Annotated in this window: 15 protein-coding genes; 7 read left to right on the top strand and 8 right to left on the bottom strand. The window is 46.4% G+C overall.

Going from position 1 to position 18,080, the window contains the following annotated elements; translation table 11 throughout:
• The first annotated feature begins 129 nt into the window (after nucleotides 1–129).
• From AC14M5_RS13210 to AC14M5_RS13225, 4 genes are read left to right on the top strand one after another with little or no spacing between them, the layout of a single operon-like run.
• On the top strand, nucleotides 130–1,062 hold the full coding sequence (locus AC14M5_RS13210) for an ABC transporter substrate-binding protein (protein ID WP_484030140.1): 933 nt from the start codon (nucleotides 130–132) through the stop codon (nucleotides 1,060–1,062).
• A gap of 55 nt (nucleotides 1,063–1,117) precedes the next feature.
• The gene (locus tag AC14M5_RS13215) at nucleotides 1,118–1,951 is read left to right on the top strand and encodes an ABC transporter substrate-binding protein (protein WP_484030141.1); all 834 of its coding nucleotides are present in this window, start codon (nucleotides 1,118–1,120) and stop codon (nucleotides 1,949–1,951) included.
• Nucleotides 1,952–1,954: 3 nt separating this feature from the next.
• Nucleotides 1,955–2,608 carry an ABC transporter permease gene (locus AC14M5_RS13220; RefSeq protein WP_484030142.1) on the top strand — a complete coding sequence of 218 codons (654 nt, stop codon included), beginning with the start codon at nucleotides 1,955–1,957 and terminating at the stop codon, nucleotides 2,606–2,608.
• Nucleotides 2,605–3,315: an ABC transporter ATP-binding protein gene (locus tag AC14M5_RS13225; protein ID WP_484030143.1), complete on the top strand. Its 711-nt coding sequence runs from the start codon at nucleotides 2,605–2,607 to the stop codon at nucleotides 3,313–3,315. The genes AC14M5_RS13220 and AC14M5_RS13225 overlap by 4 nt, the downstream gene beginning before the upstream one ends.
• Here AC14M5_RS13225 and AC14M5_RS13230 read toward each other — a convergent pair.
• Genes AC14M5_RS13230 through AC14M5_RS13240 form a run of 3 tightly spaced genes read right to left on the bottom strand, consistent with a single transcriptional unit; the run spans nucleotide 3,312 to nucleotide 6,216 of the window.
• Nucleotides 3,312–4,481, bottom strand: coding sequence for an MFS transporter (locus tag AC14M5_RS13230; protein ID WP_484030144.1), 1,170 nt, complete (start codon nucleotides 4,479–4,481; stop codon nucleotides 3,312–3,314). The genes AC14M5_RS13225 and AC14M5_RS13230 overlap by 4 nt on opposite strands.
• 17 nt (nucleotides 4,482–4,498) lie before the next feature.
• Nucleotides 4,499–4,951, bottom strand: coding sequence for an NUDIX hydrolase (locus tag AC14M5_RS13235; RefSeq protein WP_484030145.1), 453 nt, complete (start codon nucleotides 4,949–4,951; stop codon nucleotides 4,499–4,501).
• Nucleotides 4,951–6,216 (bottom strand): NAD(P)/FAD-dependent oxidoreductase, encoded by a 1,266-nt coding sequence (locus AC14M5_RS13240; RefSeq protein ID WP_484030146.1) that lies wholly within the window; start codon nucleotides 6,214–6,216, stop codon nucleotides 4,951–4,953. Before AC14M5_RS13240 ends, AC14M5_RS13235 begins: the two co-directional genes overlap by 1 nt.
• Before the next feature lie 32 nt (nucleotides 6,217–6,248).
• Between AC14M5_RS13240 and AC14M5_RS13245 the strand changes: the two genes are divergently transcribed.
• Together AC14M5_RS13245 and AC14M5_RS13250 are read left to right on the top strand one after the other, a co-directional pair.
• The gene (locus AC14M5_RS13245; protein WP_484030147.1) at nucleotides 6,249–6,707 is read left to right on the top strand and encodes a PIN domain-containing protein; all 459 of its coding nucleotides are present in this window, start codon (nucleotides 6,249–6,251) and stop codon (nucleotides 6,705–6,707) included.
• Entirely contained in the window at nucleotides 6,704–6,913 is a 210-nt protein-coding gene (locus tag AC14M5_RS13250; RefSeq protein ID WP_484030148.1) for a hypothetical protein, read from the top strand. Before AC14M5_RS13245 ends, AC14M5_RS13250 begins: the two co-directional genes overlap by 4 nt.
• Nucleotides 6,914–6,968: 55 nt before the next feature.
• On the opposite strand, the gene AC14M5_RS13255 is transcribed toward AC14M5_RS13250, so the two are convergent.
• The 4 genes from AC14M5_RS13255 to AC14M5_RS13270 all read right to left on the bottom strand — a co-directional run bounded on the left by AC14M5_RS13255 (nucleotide 6,969) and on the right by AC14M5_RS13270 (nucleotide 15,349).
• Nucleotides 6,969–7,997 carry a proline racemase family protein gene (locus tag AC14M5_RS13255; protein WP_484030149.1) on the bottom strand — a complete coding sequence of 343 codons (1,029 nt, stop codon included), beginning with the start codon at nucleotides 7,995–7,997 and terminating at the stop codon, nucleotides 6,969–6,971.
• A 148-nt stretch (nucleotides 7,998–8,145) separates the two neighbouring features.
• Nucleotides 8,146–9,021 carry a 4-hydroxy-tetrahydrodipicolinate synthase gene (gene dapA, locus AC14M5_RS13260; protein ID WP_484030150.1) on the bottom strand — a complete coding sequence of 292 codons (876 nt, stop codon included), beginning with the start codon at nucleotides 9,019–9,021 and terminating at the stop codon, nucleotides 8,146–8,148.
• A gap of 75 nt (nucleotides 9,022–9,096) precedes the next feature.
• Nucleotides 9,097–13,041, bottom strand: a complete 3,945-nt coding sequence (locus AC14M5_RS13265) for a TIR domain-containing protein (protein ID WP_484030151.1) — start codon at nucleotides 13,039–13,041, stop codon at nucleotides 9,097–9,099.
• 160 nt (nucleotides 13,042–13,201) lie between these two features.
• Nucleotides 13,202–15,349 (bottom strand): bi-domain-containing oxidoreductase, encoded by a 2,148-nt coding sequence (locus AC14M5_RS13270; RefSeq protein ID WP_484030152.1) that lies wholly within the window; start codon nucleotides 15,347–15,349, stop codon nucleotides 13,202–13,204.
• 247 nt (nucleotides 15,350–15,596) lie between these two features.
• Here AC14M5_RS13270 and AC14M5_RS13275 point away from each other — a divergent pair, with 247 nt between their 5' ends.
• Complete coding sequence (locus tag AC14M5_RS13275; protein WP_484030153.1) at nucleotides 15,597–17,423, top strand: aldehyde ferredoxin oxidoreductase family protein; 1,827 nt, start codon at nucleotides 15,597–15,599, stop codon at nucleotides 17,421–17,423.
• Nucleotides 17,424–17,633: 210 nt separating this feature from the next.
• Here the strand turns inward: AC14M5_RS13275 and AC14M5_RS13280 are convergent, their stop codons facing one another.
• Nucleotides 17,634–17,912, bottom strand: coding sequence for a ubiquitin-like small modifier protein 1 (locus AC14M5_RS13280; RefSeq protein ID WP_484030154.1), 279 nt, complete (start codon nucleotides 17,910–17,912; stop codon nucleotides 17,634–17,636).
• Nucleotides 17,913–18,080 lie beyond the last annotated feature (168 nt).

Below are 18,080 nucleotides of genomic sequence, written 5' to 3' on the forward strand. Positions count from 1 at the left end.
GTGTCGCATTTTTTATTTTCATTATTCAATTAAGGAATTACTTATTGGAGAATCAATCACAAAAGACAGGTAACAAATTCAACTTTGCAAGGCGTTGAATATCAAAAATCTCACATCAAGGATCATAGTATGAAACACATATCACGCAATATTCTTTTCTCGCTTCTGCTCGTCCTCTCAATTGTATTGGCAGCCTGTGGAGCTGCTCCAACACCTGTTGCAACTCAAGCACCTGTCACGGAAGCGCCTATTATCGAAACCCCCACTGAAGCACCAGCAGCCGCTCCTGCGAACCCAAATATCATTCTCGCCACTACAACCTCCACACAGGACTCGGGTTTGCTCGACGTGTTGATTCCGCTCTTCGAAGCAGAATCAGGCTACACGGTCCAGACGGTGGCGGTTGGTTCAGGTGAAGCGATGAAGATGGGTGAAGAAGGCAATGCGGATGTATTGCTCGTCCATGCGCCTTCATCCGAAGTCACATTCATGGAAGCAGGCAATGGCACAGACCGTTTCCTCGTCATGCATAATGATTTTATTATTGTCGGGCCAGCCTCTGACCCCGCAGGCATCAAAGGAGGGATATCCGCGAGCGAAGCTTTCAAAGCCATCTTCAATGAAGGCGCACAGTTCGTCACACGCGGCGATGACTCTGGCACGCATAAAAAAGAATTGGCATTATGGAAATCTGCCGAGCTTGATCCTGCTGGCCAAGCCTGGTACATCGAAACAGGTCAGGGTATGGGCGCTTCGATGATCATGGCATCCGAAAAAGGCGCATACATTCTGACTGACCGCGCCACGTATCTCGCCAACAAAGATAATTATCAACTTGAAATTTTGGTCGAAAGCGATAATAGTTTATTGAATGTCTATCACGTCATCACGGTTAGCGCAGAGAAATGGCCTGCCGTTAATTATGAAGGTGCGCTTGCCTTCGCAAACTTTATGATCAATTCCGCCACCCAAGAGATCATCGGTCAATTTGGAGTGGAAAAATTCGGTCAGCCACTCTTCTACCCTGATGCAGATAAAACAGATGCAGACTTAGGCTTATAATTCAACCCGATAAAAGGGGCGGCTAAGATAGTCGCTCCTTTTATATCGGAGTTGAATGAAAAAAATATTTTTTATTGTTTTACTGTTGCTAACATCTTGCACCACGTCTGACCCTTCCAAAAGTATTCTGCTTGTTTCAACAACCTCCACGCAAGATTCAGGCTTGCTGGATGTGCTTCTGCCCGCGTTCACCAAGCAAACGGGATTTCAAGTCAACCTGATTGCAACAGGTTCAGGGCAAGCCTTGAAGATCGCGCAGGAAGGCAATGCGGATGTCATCCTTTTACATTCGCCCTCCGCAGAAAAAGATTTTATGGAAAATGAATTCGGCATCGATCGCCGCCTCGTGATGCACAACAACTTTGTGATCGTCGGCCCTGACTCGGACCCCGCCTCGCTTCGCTCCCAGCCGACAGTTGTTGACTCTTTCAAGGCGATCTTTTCCTCCGCTGCAACTTTCGTCTCACGCGCCGATGAATCAGGCACACATGTAAAGGAACTGGCAATCTGGAACAGCGTAGGCCTCGATCCAACAGGGCAGCCTTGGTATCTTGAAACAGGCCAGGGACAGGGAGCCACGCTCAACATCGCATCTGAAAAACAAGGCTATGCCATTACAGACCGCGGTACCTTCATCGCTTATAAATCGAATTTGGATCTGGTCATTCTTTTTGAAAACGATCCTGTGCTTTTGAATGTATATCACGTCATTACTGTGAATCCAGAAAAGTGGCCCCAAGTAAATCTTCAAGGCGCAGCAGCTTTTGCAGATTTCATCACCTCGCCGCAAGGCCAAGACATCATCCGCGAGTTTGGTGTACAGGAATACGGCCAGCCTTTGTTCTTCGCTGATGCAGATAAAACCGACTCGGATTTGGAATTGCCATAGACTATGTTATCTGACCCTGAAATTTGGAACGTCACCACCCTCTCTTTACAAGTCTCCGCGATTGCAACCGTCATTAGTTTGCTAATCGGCCTGCCGTTTGGCACCTGGCTCGCGCTTGGTAATTTTCGCGGACGTTCATTTATCCTAAGCATTATCAACACAGGCATGGCATTGCCGCCTGTGGTAGTTGGCTTGGTGGTCGCGATCACGTTATGGCGCAGCGGTCCGCTGGGCAGTTTGAAATTGATCTACACTCCCTGGGCTATCATCATCGCACAGACTATCATCGCCGCACCCGTTGTGACAGGTCTCACCGCCGCCGCATTGGAATCATTGGACTCGAGGCTGCAACAACAACTTTTAGGACTCGGCGCCTCACGCCTACAGATGATCTGGTACCTGTGGCGAGAGGCTCGGTTGCCACTTTTAGCAGCTCTCATGGCTGGCTTCGGTTCAGTGATCTCAGAAGTGGGCGCGTCCATGATGGTGGGTGGAAACATCCGCGGTCAGACTCGCGTGCTGACGACTGCCATCGTCCTTGAAACCTCAAAAGGTGAGTTTGACAACGCACTCGCGCTTTCGGCTTTATTGCTGATCATTACCTACCTCATCAACCTCGCATTGACCTCCATTCAACAAAGGGGAGCCAGAAAATGATCTCCATAAAGAATCTGCTCATTCAGCGTAATGGACAGGATGCATTAAGAATCGCATCGCTTGAAATCAAAACAGGGGAGACTCTGGCTGTGGTTGGGCCGAATGGTGCAGGGAAGAGTACATTGCTACTTGCGTTGGCACATTTGATTAAACCTGTGCGCGGCGAGATCATGTTCCACGGTAAACTCCTCAAAGAGTGGGATGATATTGAATATAGAAGAAAGATCGCATTTGTCTTTCAAGACCCGCTGCTGATGGACATGTCTATTCGGGATAATATCGCGCTGGGTTTGAAATTCCGCAAGGCAGATAAAGATGAGGTCGAGTCGCAGGTCAATAGGTGGGCAAAGGCTATGGGCGTGGATCACCTGCTCGGACGGCGGGCAGGTCAACTTTCAGGCGGCGAGGCGCAAAGAGTCAGCTTGGCACGGGCATTTGTCCTCGATCCCGAATTATTGTTGATGGATGAACCTTTTTCGGCTGTCGACCCCCCAACCCGCACACAGTTATTGAAAGATCTGTCAAAACTTTTATCGCACGATCATCGCACAACGATCTTCGTGACACATAACTTAAAAGAAGCCGCGCAAATGGGTGACCGTGTGGCAGTTATGATCGGCGGTGAATTGAAGCAGGTGGGTACGCCAAAAAATATCAAGGCGAAGCCAGCCGATAAAAGCGTGAAGGATTTTTTGAAAGAGTTTTAGTTGTGCGCATGGCGCAGCGATGAATAGGCAACGCTCAAAGCGAAAATAGACAGCAGACTCCCCAGCCAATACGGCGCGGAGAAAGCGATGACTTCAAACGAAATGCCCGCAAGAGTAGGGCCGAAAATATTGGTGAGGCTGAGCAAGGTTTGAGTGCCGCCCATCAAACGGCCTTGCTCGGTCTCAGAGACACGCAATGAGACCAGAGCAGTTAACGATGGGATGCTTGTGCCTGTGCCAAGCGCAACAATAGTAACGGCGGGATATAACATCCAAGGCTCACGCGCAAGTGCCATGCCTGCCAAACCAATTGCCATTAAGGTGAGGCCAAACATGGTGAGACGTTTTTCGCCAAAGCGCGGCTGGAGTTTGCCGAATAAGAATCCTTGAATGAATACAGCACAGATGCCGACATAAAGATAAAAGTAACTGTTCTGTGTCGGCGTCCATTGAAAGCGATGATTGGAATACAGTGGGAAATTGGATTGCAATCCCGCGAAAGCCAGGTTGAGTAAAAACATGGCGGCTAAAAATTTTTGAATATTGACCTGTTTCAAAAGAGTAGCAAATTGCTTTCCCCAATTGAAAATTTGCGAAGCCGATTTGATCTCCCGTTTTTCAAGCGGAAGCGATTCGGGTAATACAAAATAACCGAAGATAATGTTGCTCAATGCAATTGTAGAAGCTGTGAAGGCAGGGACATATAAACCATATCTGCTTAATAATCCGCCCAGAGCAGGCCCTGCCATTAATCCCAACCCAAATGCAGCGCCGACCATGCCCATTCCACGCGCACGATTCTCGGAGGTGGTTACATCCGCAATATAGGCATAAGCAGTAGTGAGATTCGCACCTGTTAATCCGTCAACGAACACGGCGAGGAAAATGAGGGGAAGAGAATTCGCCAGCCCAAGCATGAGATACCCCAACGATGTGCCGAACAGACAGATCAACAAAACAGGTCGCCGCCCATATCGGTCAGAGAGTGCACCGAGAACAGGCCCTGCGAACAATTGCATGGACGCGTACAATGAACTCAGTGCACCCGCTATCGCCGCGCCGCCATCCTGTGCTTGCACATAAAATGGCAGCAATGGCAGCATGATGCCATAGCCGAGCAAATCCACGAAGATGGTGATGAAGATAAAAACGAGGGAGGAGTTCAAAGGAATTGAATCTGGTTCTAAAGTGAATCTATGAGTTTATATTTCTCGATCACAGGTAGGATTGGTGGACTGATATCTTCGGGAATTTCGGAAACAGGAAACCATTTCCATTCGGTATGTTCATGGTTGATGGTTATCTCACTGCGCCAATCGCGAGATAGATAAACGATAGTCACATTATAAACTTCATCGCCGTTTGGATACTTGTAATATAGTTCCTGGCCTGAAAAAACACCAAAGAGAGCCATGTCACGTATTTCCAGGCCAGTCTCTTCGAGTGTTTCGCGCTTTGCCGCATCTTCTACCACTTCACCCGGTTCAATCGCTCCACCAGGCAGGCCCCAGCAACCGCTATCCGAACGCTTCATCAAAAGCAAACGGTTTTGCTTATCGACAACAAGGATTGCTGCACCAACCATCAAAATGGGGCGATGTCCGATGAATTCACGAAGTTGAAGGATGTAATCCATTAAAACCTCTCCAACCGCATCGGACTTAAACTGAAAGCTGGTTGCTGTCCATTGACCAGTTGTGCCACAACCTGACCTGTCCCTGGCCCAAGAGACAATCCTAACATCGCATGACCTGTGGCGAGAATCAAATTGCTATGCCTGGGTGATTTTCCAATAATCGGCACTCCATCAGGCGTGGTGGGACGAAGTCCCGCCCAAGTTTCCTTGACATTCAGTTTTTCATCGAGGCGCAAATATTCACGTGCGGAGTTCTCAATGCGTTGTATCCAAACAGGACTTGGCTCCATACTGTAATTGCCTACTTCGAGGCGGCCTGTAAAACGTAAGACATCTCCCATCGGGGAGACTGCGATTCTTCTCTCACCAAGAATCAGCGCATGGCTCGGCATCGTCTTCGTTGCAGACATGGTCATGCTGTATCCGCGTGCAGGCTGGATGGGAATATTCAATTTCAAATCGCGCGCTACGGATGGAGTCAACGCACCCGCGGCGAGGATGACTTGCTCCGCTTCAAAATCGCCTGCATTCGTTCTAATTCTAGTTATCTTTCTATTTGCGGATTCAAATCCTGTGACAGTTGTGTTTTCGAAAAACTCTGCACCCATCGCGCGGACTCGATCACTTAGCAATTTGAGAAACACTGCGGGGTTGAGATGCGCATCCCCTGTAAAATGCACACCGCCGATGACATCATCCAATGCAGCAGGTTCAACCTCATGCACTTTGAATTTGTCGTACATGCGGACGGGGATTCCATGTTTTTGCATGAACTCGCCTTCGTGCTGTCCATCGTGAAAGGCTTTCTCAGTTTTGTATAAAAAGAGCAAGCCTTTTTCCTGATAAGAACAATCGAATTTCTCTTCAGCAATCAACTGTGCGAAATTCCTTGCGCTCAATTGCCCAAGGTCATTCAAAGGTTTGATGCTTCGTTTGACGTTGGCTTCACTACAAGCGAGCACAAATTTCAACAACCACGAAATGTAATTCGGGCTGAGGCTGACCTTCATGCCAAAGGGACTGTGCGCAGGATCAAGCATCCACTTGAGGGCGGAGGTCACCACCCCCGGCGCAGCTAGTGGAATGATATGACTCGGCACAATATGCCCCGCGTTGCCAGAGCCACTTCCCCTACCGATCTCTTTAGCATCAACAATAGTAACTTTTCTTCCAGATTTCAAAAGATAGTAAGCGCAGCTTAAGCCAACGGGGCCGCCGCCGATGATGAGGATGTCGTGCTTAAGCATGTCTGTGTTTGTTGTCATTGATTGCATCCCTTATTTCAGGTTATTGAATCATGCTATACTTAAATCAGATGAAAGTTTACCTTGATATTTGCGCTATTCAACGTCCACTTGATACTGCCAATCAAGTTCGCATCGTTCTTGAGGCAGAAGCGGTTTTAGGATTGGTTGCTCTGTGTGATGCTGGTCAATTTGATTTGGTTTCGTCTGAAGCCTTGATCTATGAAACCAGACAGAACCCTTTGCCAGCGCGTCGGGAACATGCAATGGCAATTTTAGCAAAAGCGAAAAACGTGATAAGCATGGATCAAGAGGTAAAAGAACGAGCCGCGCACTTCTCAAATCAAGGTGTAAAGCCTCTTGACGCCTTGCACTTGGCTTTAGCCGAAGCAAGTCAGGCAGACTACTTTTGCACATGTGACGACCAATTGCTTAGAAAGGCAAAAGGTTTTCAGGAATTGAAAGTGCAAGTTGTCTCACCTGTATCGTTGCTTCAGGAGATAGAAAAATGATTACAGACACTAGACCTTTGGCAGAAATAAATGTAGAAGCAATTCACCTGCTCTATCGCGAGTTGGGTGTGATTAACGCTGTCCGTTTCCTCAAACAGTTTACCGTGGGTTTTGGAGATTACACTAAGGAACGCGATTTATTATTTGAAAACAAGACCCTTGATGATATTGCCAAAGAAATTGAGCAACAGCGAAAGTCCAAGTAACCACAAATTTTAATCTACTTAAGTCGACGGTCACCTTGAAGGTGACCGTCGACTTTTATATTCCCTTTCCAAACGGATCACGTTCATCCACCAGAATCACACCCTCTGCCATCACCCATGCTTCGCCTGTGATGGTTGGGATGATCTCCTCTCCATCCAACTGCACACTGCCTTCAAAGATACTGCCGACGACGCTTTGCTGTTTCCAGGTTTGTCCCACTTTCAATTTTCCATCTGCATATAAACAGGCGAGTTTCGCGCTGGTGCCTGTTCCACAAGGTGAACGGTCATAGGCTTTGCCTGGGCAGAGGACAAAATTTTTGCTGTCCGCTTCGGAGGTGGATGCGAATAACTCGACGTGGTCGATTTCCGCCTTGTTCGCGCCTGTGATTCCGTTCGTGGTTAATTGCTCACGGACGCTCCATGAAAACTCAGTCAGAGCTTCGAGGTTGCGCATGTCCACGTCCATGCCATGGTCGTGGCACAGGAAAAACCAATTGCCGCCCCAAGCCACATCGCCGTGAATTGTTTTGTCATCGACTGTGACAGGGACATGAGTCAGATGGCGATATGCAGGGATATTTTTGACGGATACTTTATTGGGATACATGTCGTTGCGAGGGCGTTCTTTGCCCGAAGCAATCTCCTGCTCAACGAGGGGATTGCTTCGTCGCTCACTGTCGTTCGCTCCTCGCAATGACGAGGGCGAGGGGTGCAGGGTCGCTTCGACCACTCCAACCGGAGTCTCCACTCGAATAATGCCAGGCTGAATTTTTCCCAGATAGGCCAGGGATGCAATGAGGCCGATGGTGCCATGTCCACACATGCCGAGGTAGCCGACGTTGTTGAAGTAGATGACTCCGAACTGACAGGTCGGGTCTGCAGGTTCGACGAGCAGTGCGCCCACGAGCACGTCCGAGCCGCGGGGTTCGTTGAGGACGGTGGTGCGGAAGTCGTCGTGGTCTTTTTTCAGCTTGGATAATTTGTCAGCAACGGAACCCGTTCCGAGGTCGAAGGGAGGCGTTTCGATGAGGCGGGTGGGTTCGCCGCCGGTGTGGGAGTCGAGGAAGGGGATGCGTTTCATTTTATTATTTTCCAAATCGGTGGTTGAGTAGTCCCGCATGTTTTTCGTGGGACGTATCGAAACCACCAGTAAATGGGATGCTTTCTGTTAACTGGTGGTTTCGATACGCCACTCGCTATCGCTCGTGGCTACTCAACCACCGGGGGTATTATGCAACGGCGGCTTTGAAGATGCGTTCAAATTCAACGCGGTCTTCAGCGGACAGTGGCAGCAACGGCATGCGCGGGTTTCCAACGGGGATGCCCAGCAATTCACATCCCACTTTGACCTTCTGGGTGTAACCGCCGCTTTCCATGTTGCGGAGCAGGGGCATGAGTACCTCCATGTGTTTGCGGGCGGTGACGAAGTCATTGTTGAGCGCGGCTTCGAGCACGTTGTGATGCTGGATGGGCGCACAGGACGCGGCGCCGCCGATCCACGCGGTGGTTCCCCAGAGGAAATAATCGAGAGCTTGATCGTCAGAGCCGCAGATCATTTGAAAGCGGTTGCCATAACGCAGGCGCATTTCGTAGACGCGGGACATGTCACCGCTGGCCTCTTTGATACCGATGATGTGATCGTATTTGGTGAGACCGTCCATCACTTCGTAGCTGACTTCTGTGCCCGCGCGCCAGGGGAAGTTGTAGAGCACGATGGGAATTTTGACGGCTTTGGCGACGGCTTCGTAATGTGCGAGCAGTTCGCGCTGGTTGGGACGCGAATACGGCGGGACGGCGACCATGAGCGCGTCGTAGCCCATGCCCTCGGCGATCTGCGAGTAGCGGATGACGTCACGCGTGGCACCAGAGTTGGTGCCTGCAATGAGCGTCACCCGCCCGTTGACTTTCTCTTTGGTGAATTTGAAAACGTCCAGCCGTTCGGCTTCGGTGAAGGCGTAGACTTCGCCCGTGGTGCCGCCAGGGACGAGTCCCACGATCTTGTTGGCGATCAGGTATTCGATCAGTTGTTCGAGGACAGGGTAGTTGATGCTTTCATCCGCGTTGAAGGGAGTGACGATGGGGGCATAGATTCCTTTGAGTTGCATGAGGGCTCCGAATAGAAAAGTAGGTTAACAATACAAAATTCACTTGATTCTTGTTTATATGAATGATTCTGCTTTTTATATGTATTCATCGACAAACTTTAAGAGATCAATAATCTTCCAATACTTCGCTTTATCTTCAAGTCTGCAATGGCTATGTGGCATTTTAACTTCAAGTGCATTGGAACAAGTTTCCAATAAGATTTGACCTATTTCTTTCTTGTTTTTGTCAGTTGGGAAAGAATTTAAAATCTCTACAATAATTTTCTTCAGTATATCTAAACTAACTGCATCCTTCCCGATTGTATTCAGCAAAAATATCCCTACAACCCTAATTGCATCATCAAATGAAACACCATAATCTTCTGAAAGCAAGAAAGGTAGATTTAGTCTTCTTATATTTTCAGGATTATTTCTACCGTCACTAAAAACGGCTTTTTCTATATCACTGGAAAACACATGTAAAAACCTAAGCCTATAAGAAGATAAGTAACCAAAATAATCTAAGTACTCATCAAAGGTGATATATCCTTTTTCATGCAATATGCTTATTAAAGCCCATGACGAAAAATATTCAGGTGCTTTTTTCTTTGTTTCGAGTTCATTTAATTCCAAATAAAGGTGATCTTCTGTTAAGATAGAAATGCCTTCTTTTTGCGCTAATATGCAGGCATCGCTTAACTCATCAGGAACTCTTATTTCAGAAAAACAATCTACTTTATTTGCCAAAGAAATTAAGCCTATATTATCAGAAGTCGCCTCAAGCAACTTAATACTCTCGACGAAGTTAGTTTGAAGCAGATCCCTTTTATCCTGTTCTAAGATTGATAAGGTTATCTTTCCACCAGCATAGCCCATTGTATAGCCTGTTTGTCCTGGTATATACTTAAATCGACCAGCAATTTCAACTAATAAATTTATTACAGATTGCGGGACTTTCAAATTCGGCAGGTATTTGTATATTTTTTTAAGCAAGCCTGTTTCCGATAAGAAAAGAGCTGATGTGCCGTCTATATAGAATTCAAGATTATGCTCAACAATCCTGTTTACTACCCTCTTTTGCAGTTCAAGCTCTTTAATAATCCCCTTGCTGAAGTGGACAAACCCTTTATTCTCACTTTGGATACGTCCAATAGCATTAACTAAACTACCCTCACTAACTGCTAACATAGCCAATGGATAATTACTTTTACAATACAGGTCAAAGAAAGCGCCTGTCTTCGCATCAGATTCTTCAAAAAAGTCTTTTATATTATTTAAATCAATAACACCATCCTTTTGCGGCATCTCTATCATAACCACGCCTTCAAGGTCTCCATCTTTAGCAAGGTTTTGAAAGCGCTGCACAGATTGCCACAGCACATATTTCTCAAAATTATAAATAAGTTCCACCTCACCCCTGTAAACCTCTACGCCTTTTTGATTCTTAAAAGCAACCTCATCTCCAACTTTCTTGCCGAAAATCTCAAGGTACTTAGTGTTCGCCTTAGAAATTAAAAAGGCATCTAATTCAAATTCTCCGCCAACAAAATACCATTGGTCTTTGTTACTCAACTTAACAAACATATTTTCCTCAACCAAATCTAAAGACTCTGTGTTCAATCTTTCAATCCGGTTGCCAATTTTCACGAAAATAAAATATAGCTTCGCATACTCTTGTGAAGAGAGTAAACCTCTTAACTTGATCCCATCTATAACAGACTTTAGAGCACTTTCTGCATCATCAAGCCCTAAAAAAACTTCTGCCTCAAGCCCAGCTTTAAATTCAAAAGATGGGTTCCTCAATTGATACCAATCAATAATTGACCTAGCTTTTACAAAAGCCTCACGATCAATTTTGCCCCTTTCAACACAAGCATAAATCGTATTTGAAAGCAGAACGTCTTGTCTTCTTGGGTTATAAAAATTATCAGAAATATCTTCCTGAAGGAGCTGCTCGCCTATATCAATAGCATTAGAAATTTTTTTGGAATTTATGTAAGCGTTAAATAATTGAGACTTCAAATTAAATAAGGACCTCTTATCTCCTTCTTTTTCTAAAAGCTTTTTTAAAATTAAGATTTCGAAATCCCAAGCCTCTTTCTGCTGAGCAATTTGCAATATTGGAATGCATTCAAAATAATCTAGATTTGACAAGTCTAGTTGCTTTAAAATTTGAAATGCTTCATCAAAATCCTTCTCGTCAAAATTTAGTAATAACTCCAACTTATCTTTTTGAACATTTTTGTCATCTGGTAATTTTTCTATTATCTTTCTTCTCAGTGCTAACGAGTTTTTCAGGAGATTCGCTAAAGCTATTGAAAACGGAATATTGTCCTCCAAAAAAGATAACACCTGATCATGATTTCCGCTCTCAAGGTCATGTATTAAGCTAACATATTTCTGATTGTTTATTTCTTCAAAAAATTTTACGCCCTTGTTATACAAGGCGTCACGCAAGAGAAATTGACAAATTAGTACTTCCGAAAGATCATCTGAAATCTTCTTTTTTGAGACCTTTAGATATTCTAGCAATTGATCTAATTCGCTATTTGGCAACGATACAAGTTTGAATACCCCAACAATAATATTCTCAATTCGTCTATCAAAATAACAGGCAACCGCAAAGCGAAAAGTATCTTTCAACACATCTTCAAGTTCTCGAACATTTTCCTGCACAAGAAGTGCATTAATCCTTTTTGTATTTATATATAATTTATTCCGCGCACCTATATCCCCATATACAGCAAACTTATTTATAACCTTTTCAATTTTATCTAATAAAACCCGAGATAATTGCAATCTCTGCGCATCATCTTGACTTATAAGCATCCGCCTTTCGATAAGGTGCATTTCATCAAGATAACCGCTAAATCTATCGGGGTTTAAGTGAATGGATTTTGCTATAAAACTATCTGCATTTGTTTGATCGCCAGAGTTTTCAAGAAGCAAACTGTACAAACGATAGAAGTTTGCCTTTATTTTGGGATTATCTGGAAATGTTTTCTCATCAATAGATTTAATACCAATCTTTTCCCCAAGGTGTTGCATTCTGAGAGTTTTCTGTAATTTTAACAACCAGAAATCGTCGTTAAGCGCTTCGGCTTGCTCAAGGAATCTACTATTCCCAGCCAAATCATTTTCGCTTAAACAAATTTCTGCTAAATGGAGAAGAGGACGAGAATCTTGAGGATATCTTTTTGCAATATTCTCGAACTTCTCTCTAGCTTCATCAACTTTCTCAATCTTCAAAATGCATCTACATTCCAAGATTTCATGTTCGATAGATAGGTTTTCATCCCTTAATGCCAAGATTATATCTTTGACATTTTCTAATGATTTTTGTGCAAAAAATATATTTTCTCTATCAATTTCAGTCTTTACAGCCTCTAAATATATGTAGGCATTCGAGATAGATTGGCGGTAATCTGTAAGACCACTTCCATCCTTCGAAATGATGTTCGTATTACCATCACCAATATTTACAAGCGAATCGATGACATTCCCATTAATAATAACCTGAACACTATTTGTCTCTTCTTTCTTTTCTGAAGGTTTATCATCTGAAGATAATGCCTGAGCACTCACATTTTGGACATCTACAATTATTCCCAGTGATTCAACACATTTCTTTAAACTAACTAATAGACGTTGAAACGCTCTATCACTTTGTTCCTCAAAATAATCCGCATAATGCCATCGTGATAAACGTTTGGGAGGTTTACATTCTTCCAAACGGACAGGGATAATGAACAATGTTTCTTCAGGTTTGTAATCAGCGTAATCCAAGGCAATGCGGATTTCGCGTTGAACGTACCCCTCTTTAGTAATAGAGTTGTTGGAGAGAAAAACAATGATCACATCAGTTGCTTCGATAGCTTTTTCAATCTCCAAATTCCAATCTTGCCCTGGATAAAGATCTTCTTCGTCCAGCCAAGGTTGAATCCACGGCTCGGCGCGCAGTTTTTGATACAACTCGCGCACGGCGGGTTTGTCATTGCTTGAGTGGCAGAGGAAGACGCGGAGAGGGCGGTTGGTGGTCATGAGTTTCCCCGTTATTATATGGTATGGTTCGTTGGTCGAGTAGGGCGAGCGATCTTTTCGCCCATACCGAGACCAACAAATTGGTGAAGAGTTTTTCATTTATTGGTGATCTCGATATGCCTCGCGAAAACCAGCGGTGCTACTCGACCACCAGAGGAAACTATTTTATTTCAACCGTGCTTTTACTCCGAATCGACTCTACTGCCGCAAACGTGGACCTGGTGACACCGATGAGTTGCTCATACGGAATCGGCGCTTCGCCCCCGCTCTTAATGGCTCCTGCAAAAGCAGCCATTTCTGCATTCCAGCCTTTATCTTGCGCCATGCTTCGCACTTTCTTCGTTCCATCTCTCACAGTAGTTAACGAAACATAATCATCCAAAACCGCAACCATGCCTTCGCAGAAGACCTCGAGCCGCTCCTTGGGCATGGATTTGTCGCCGTTGGCGAGATAGTCCACTACGCCAATCGATCCATCGGGGAAGGTGAAGGTTATCGAGACGTTGTCCTCGTGATATTTACCTTTGTCTGGCAAGGCATGCGCGCTCACGCTGACGGGCACTGCGCCAACAAGGAAGGTGATCAGGTCGATGAAGTGGCAGGCTTCACCGATGATGCGTCCGCCGCCGAGGTTTTCATACTGAATCCAATGGTTTAGTGCAATATAACCAGCGTTGATCCTGTAATGGGCATGCAGCGGTTCGTTACGATTAATGAGTAACGAGCGAAGAGACTGGGCCAGGGGGGAGAATCTGCGGTTAAAGCCCACGGTCAAGAGCGATTGGTTGTTAGCGTGTAACTGTTTGGTGATGGCCGCAAGCTGAGCGCGATTGATTGCCAACGGTTTCTCAACGAAGACATGTTTTCCAGCCTTCAATGCTTTGACAACCAGTTCAGCATGTGTATCGTGTCTTGTCAGAATCGCAACGGCATTGACCTTTGGATCGTTGATGATCTCATCCTCGGAGGAGGTGGCGTATTGGAAGCCGAATTTCTTTCCTGAATGCTGCGCGTGCAATCCACCCGGCGAAGCGATACCAATCAGCTGAAATTCTTTGTTGCTTTTAATGGTGGGCAGGATGGTGGAATTGGCAAACAAGCCCGCGCCAAGAACGCCAAGCGTTATAACGTTTGAACGCTTAAACGTTTGAACGTCAAACCTGACAACTTTCGAACTTTCCAACTTTTCAACATGCGGGTACGTCAACAGTACACCCAGGAACGGCTCTTTCTTCTTCCCGGTGATGACTTCGTAGGCCTGCACTCCATCTTCAATTGGGAAACGATGACTGATGAGACTTTCGACCTTCAACTTTCGACTTGACAATAATTCAACAACAGCTTGGAAATTTCTTCCTTCTGTCCATCTTATATATCCAATTGGATAATCAACTCCATTTTCTTCGTAATTCGAGTCGTAGCGTCCCGGTCCATAGGAGCGGGAGTTGATAAAGGATATTTCTTTTTCGTAGTAAATTTTTCTTGGGATGTTGAGACCAATTGCGCCAGTTGCTACTACTTTGGCACGCTCACGAGCAATGATGCCTGCGAGCTCAACAGGGTCATTGGAGGGAGTGTCCGCACAGATGATGACGCTGTCGAAGCCGCGGTTGGCGGTGAAGGCTTGAGCGGCAGATTCGGCCTGGGGTCTGGTAACAGCTTGAATGTTAAGAGAATAAGCGAGTTTGACACGCTTGGGGTCAATGTCAATGCCAAGGACGTTGCATCCCGCCGCAGATGCCAGTTGAATCGTCAATAATCCCAAAAGACCCAGGCCAATAACAGCAACGTTTTCGCCAAGCTGAGGTTCGGCCAAACGGAAGCCGTGCATGGCAATCGCACCGAGGGTGGTAAAGGCGGCGGATTCAAAATCCACATTTTGGGGGAGCGGAGTTAAAAGATTGCGAGGCACAACATTGTATTCAGCGTGCGTGGCATAACCGCCGCCCGCGCAGGCCACCCGCTGACCAACTTTGAAGCCTTGCATATTTTTTCCAAGCGCAACAATGGTTCCAGCGGATGAATAGCCAAGCGCCATCGGTTGATCGAGGCGATTGAAAACGGCCTGCACGGTTGGCATCACGCCTTCGCGTTTGGCTTTGTCCAATGTTTGTTTTACAAGGTCAGGGCGGGAGCGCGCCTTGCCGAGATAACTTTTCTCGGCGAATTCAACCACCATGCGTTCGGTGCCAGCAGAGACAAGCGATGCGGCAACTTTGACGAGCGCCATACCTTCACGCGGGGTAGGCACGGGAATATCTTCGACAATGGTTTTTCCGTTTTTTATGTTTTGGAGGAGTTGTTTCATTTTAGCTGAATAGTTTCGCAGAGTATTTGAGTGGATTTGTGGGTTGCAGGAAAGTATAACGTATATTGTTGACACACTTCGTATGATTAAAGATTACAAAGAGTATGACATATATCACATTTTCGGTTAAGGAAAAACTTAATTATTGACTATAGATTTTTCGGATGTTATTCTAAAATTAATAAAAACAGCGATTAATAAAAACAGCCCATGCTGTTTATTTTTGTTTTCAAAAAGGAGATTCACCATGGAACTTGGCGGTTATGCAAATCGGATTGGGTGGGTTGACCTCAGCGCTGGCAAAGTGGAATTCAAGCCTGTGCCTGAAGATGATGCCCGAAAATATATTGGAGGGCGCGGCTTGGGCGTGAAGTTCGTTTACGACAATGACCCAAAGGTAGATGCGCTCTCCCCAGATAATATTTTATGCTTCATGAACGGGCCTCTCACTGGCTCGGAAGCAAACATGAGCGGACGTATGGCAATTGTGACGAAATCGCCTCTCACTGGAACGGTAACTGATTCTCACCATGGGGGCTGGTCTGCCGCCCGATTACGCTGGGCTGGCTTCGATGGCCTGGTATTCAAAGGGAAATCCGCAAAACCCGTTTATGCCTATGTTCATAATGATAAGGTTGAGTTATTGGATGCTTCAGAAGTTTGGGGAAAAGGCGTTCACGATACCATTAAACATTTCAAGGAAAAATACGGCGAAAAGGATTTAACCGTCATTGCCATTGGGCCTGCAGGCGAGAACCTTGTGAAGTTCGCAAGCTGGATCAACGAAAATGATCGCGCCTCTGGACGCGGTGGTACAGGCTGTGTGGGCGGCTCAAAGAATCTCAAAGCTGTTGTTATCAAAGCCGAGAAGAAGATCGTTAAAGCCGCAAACCGCGACAAGTGGAAAGAGGCTCATAAAAAAGCACTGGCTGAAATCATGGATGAGCGCGTGGTCACCTCCCCTCGCAAAGGCGGACTCTCCGTCTACGGCACAAACGTCTTGATGAACATGACCAACGTCATCGGCGGTTTGCCAGCCAAGAATAGCCAATTCACGGCGTATGAACATGCTGAAAAGATCAGCGGCGAATTCGTCAACGATAATGTCCTCGTGTCCAACCCAACTTGTCACGCCTGCCCTGTGGCCTGCAAGAAGGAAGTTGAAGTCAAAGACGGCCCGTACGCTGGCCTGCGCATGGAATCAGTGGAGTATGAACCCGCCTGGTCAACTGGTGCGAACTGCGGAAACAGTGATATCCGCGTCGTTGCTAAGATGATCGATAGCTGTAACGACTTCGGCATGGACGCCATTGAAATCGGTCACCCGATCTCTATTTACATGGAAGCCTCCGAAAAAGGTTACACCAACGGCGATGGCAAACTCAATTGGGGCGACGGTGCAAAAATGGTTGAACTCGCAGGCAAGATCGCCAGGCGTGAGGGCATCGGCGATGTGATGGCCAACGGCGCGAATGCAACTGCCGCCTACTTTGGTCACCCCGAACTCGCTATGACTTGCAAAGGCCAGGGCGTTCCCGCTTACGATCCGCGCGGCATCAAGGGCATGGGTCTCGGCTACGCCACGTCCAACCGTGGCGCCTGCCATCTGCGCGGTTACACCCCCGCCGCTGAAGTCGTCGGCAATGTGCTTGGCCCATCAACCGTAGCCGATCCACTGGCGTGGAAGGGCAAAGGCGAAATGAATTTCATTTTCCAAAACGTTCACGCTGTCACCGATTGCTTGGATCTCTGCAAATTCTCCACCTTTGCAGAATCGCTGGATTCGTTCGCGGCGCAGTATGAAGCGATGACAGGTATCCCGTCAGATGCGGGCCACTTGCTCAAAGTCGGCGAACGCGTTTACAACCTCGAACGCCACATCAACAATCTCAACGGCTTCGGCGAAGGCAGCGACCAACTCCCCGCTCGCTTTACCACTGAACCCTCTACGTTTGGCGGCAGCAAAGGCCACGTCTGCGAACTGGATGACATGCTCGTGGAATATTACGACAAGCGCGGATGGGTAAACGGCGTTGTGCCTGAATCTAAATTAAAGGAATTGGAGATTATTTAGTTCTCCGCTTCTTTCCTAACTGATACCTGATTCTGTTTTCTGAAACAGAATCTCCCCGAAAACAAAGCAGGACAACGTGAGTTGTCCTGCTTTTTGATTCTCTTCCGTCATTGCGAGGGCGCTCTTGTACTATGCCCGAAGCAATCTCTTGGCGCACACAGATTGCTTCGTCGGAAAGAGCAAGTGCCCTCCTCGCAATGACGGAAAATCTCACCCGCCGCCTACCGCAGGGAAGACATTGACTGTATCCTCCTGCATGATCTTCGTCTGGAATTGATCGTCCATGAATTGCACATCGCGCCCATTGATAAAAAAGTGGACATGCCCATACATTCTTCCATCTTTGTTCAATAATTCTTTTTTCATAAGCGGGAATCTTACAATGATTGCATCCAGAAGTTCCTGGGCAGTAATGCCATGATCCACATCAAACTCAACATTCTTTCCACCAGCAATATCACGCAAGGTCGCGAAGAAACTGACTTTCATACGAGACTCCTTATCTAAACCCGAAATATATACCCTAAAGGTTTTAAAAACCTTTAGGGTCTGCACGCATCACTTCAACGTTCATCTTTCCGCTGGAAATCGGGGAAAACATGCTGATAACATCATCGACCTCAAGCGGCATATCTATGCCAGATTTTTCCAGGCGCG

Source organism: Candidatus Villigracilis sp., from assembly GCF_057083605.1.

Coding starts and splice junctions, on each gene's coding strand:
- AC14M5_RS13210 (WP_484030140.1), top strand. CDS start 130: ATGAAACACATATCACGCAATATTCTTTTCTCGCTTCTGCTCGTCCTC.
- AC14M5_RS13215 (WP_484030141.1), top strand. CDS start 1,118: ATGAAAAAAATATTTTTTATTGTTTTACTGTTGCTAACATCTTGCACC.
- AC14M5_RS13220 (WP_484030142.1), top strand. CDS start 1,955: ATGTTATCTGACCCTGAAATTTGGAACGTCACCACCCTCTCTTTACAA.
- AC14M5_RS13225 (WP_484030143.1), top strand. CDS start 2,605: ATGATCTCCATAAAGAATCTGCTCATTCAGCGTAATGGACAGGATGCA.
- AC14M5_RS13235 (WP_484030145.1), bottom strand. CDS start 4,951: ATGGATTACATCCTTCAACTTCGTGAATTCATCGGACATCGCCCCATT.
- AC14M5_RS13240 (WP_484030146.1), bottom strand. CDS start 6,216: ATGACAACAAACACAGACATGCTTAAGCACGACATCCTCATCATCGGC.
- AC14M5_RS13245 (WP_484030147.1), top strand. CDS start 6,249: ATGCTATACTTAAATCAGATGAAAGTTTACCTTGATATTTGCGCTATT.
- AC14M5_RS13250 (WP_484030148.1), top strand. CDS start 6,704: ATGATTACAGACACTAGACCTTTGGCAGAAATAAATGTAGAAGCAATT.
- AC14M5_RS13255 (WP_484030149.1), bottom strand. CDS start 7,997: ATGAAACGCATCCCCTTCCTCGACTCCCACACCGGCGGCGAACCCACC.
- dapA (WP_484030150.1), bottom strand. CDS start 9,021: ATGCAACTCAAAGGAATCTATGCCCCCATCGTCACTCCCTTCAACGCG.
- AC14M5_RS13265 (WP_484030151.1), bottom strand. CDS start 13,041: ATGACCACCAACCGCCCTCTCCGCGTCTTCCTCTGCCACTCAAGCAAT.
- AC14M5_RS13270 (WP_484030152.1), bottom strand. CDS start 15,349: ATGAAACAACTCCTCCAAAACATAAAAAACGGAAAAACCATTGTCGAA.
- AC14M5_RS13275 (WP_484030153.1), top strand. CDS start 15,597: ATGGAACTTGGCGGTTATGCAAATCGGATTGGGTGGGTTGACCTCAGC.
- AC14M5_RS13280 (WP_484030154.1), bottom strand. CDS start 17,912: ATGAAAGTCAGTTTCTTCGCGACCTTGCGTGATATTGCTGGTGGAAAG.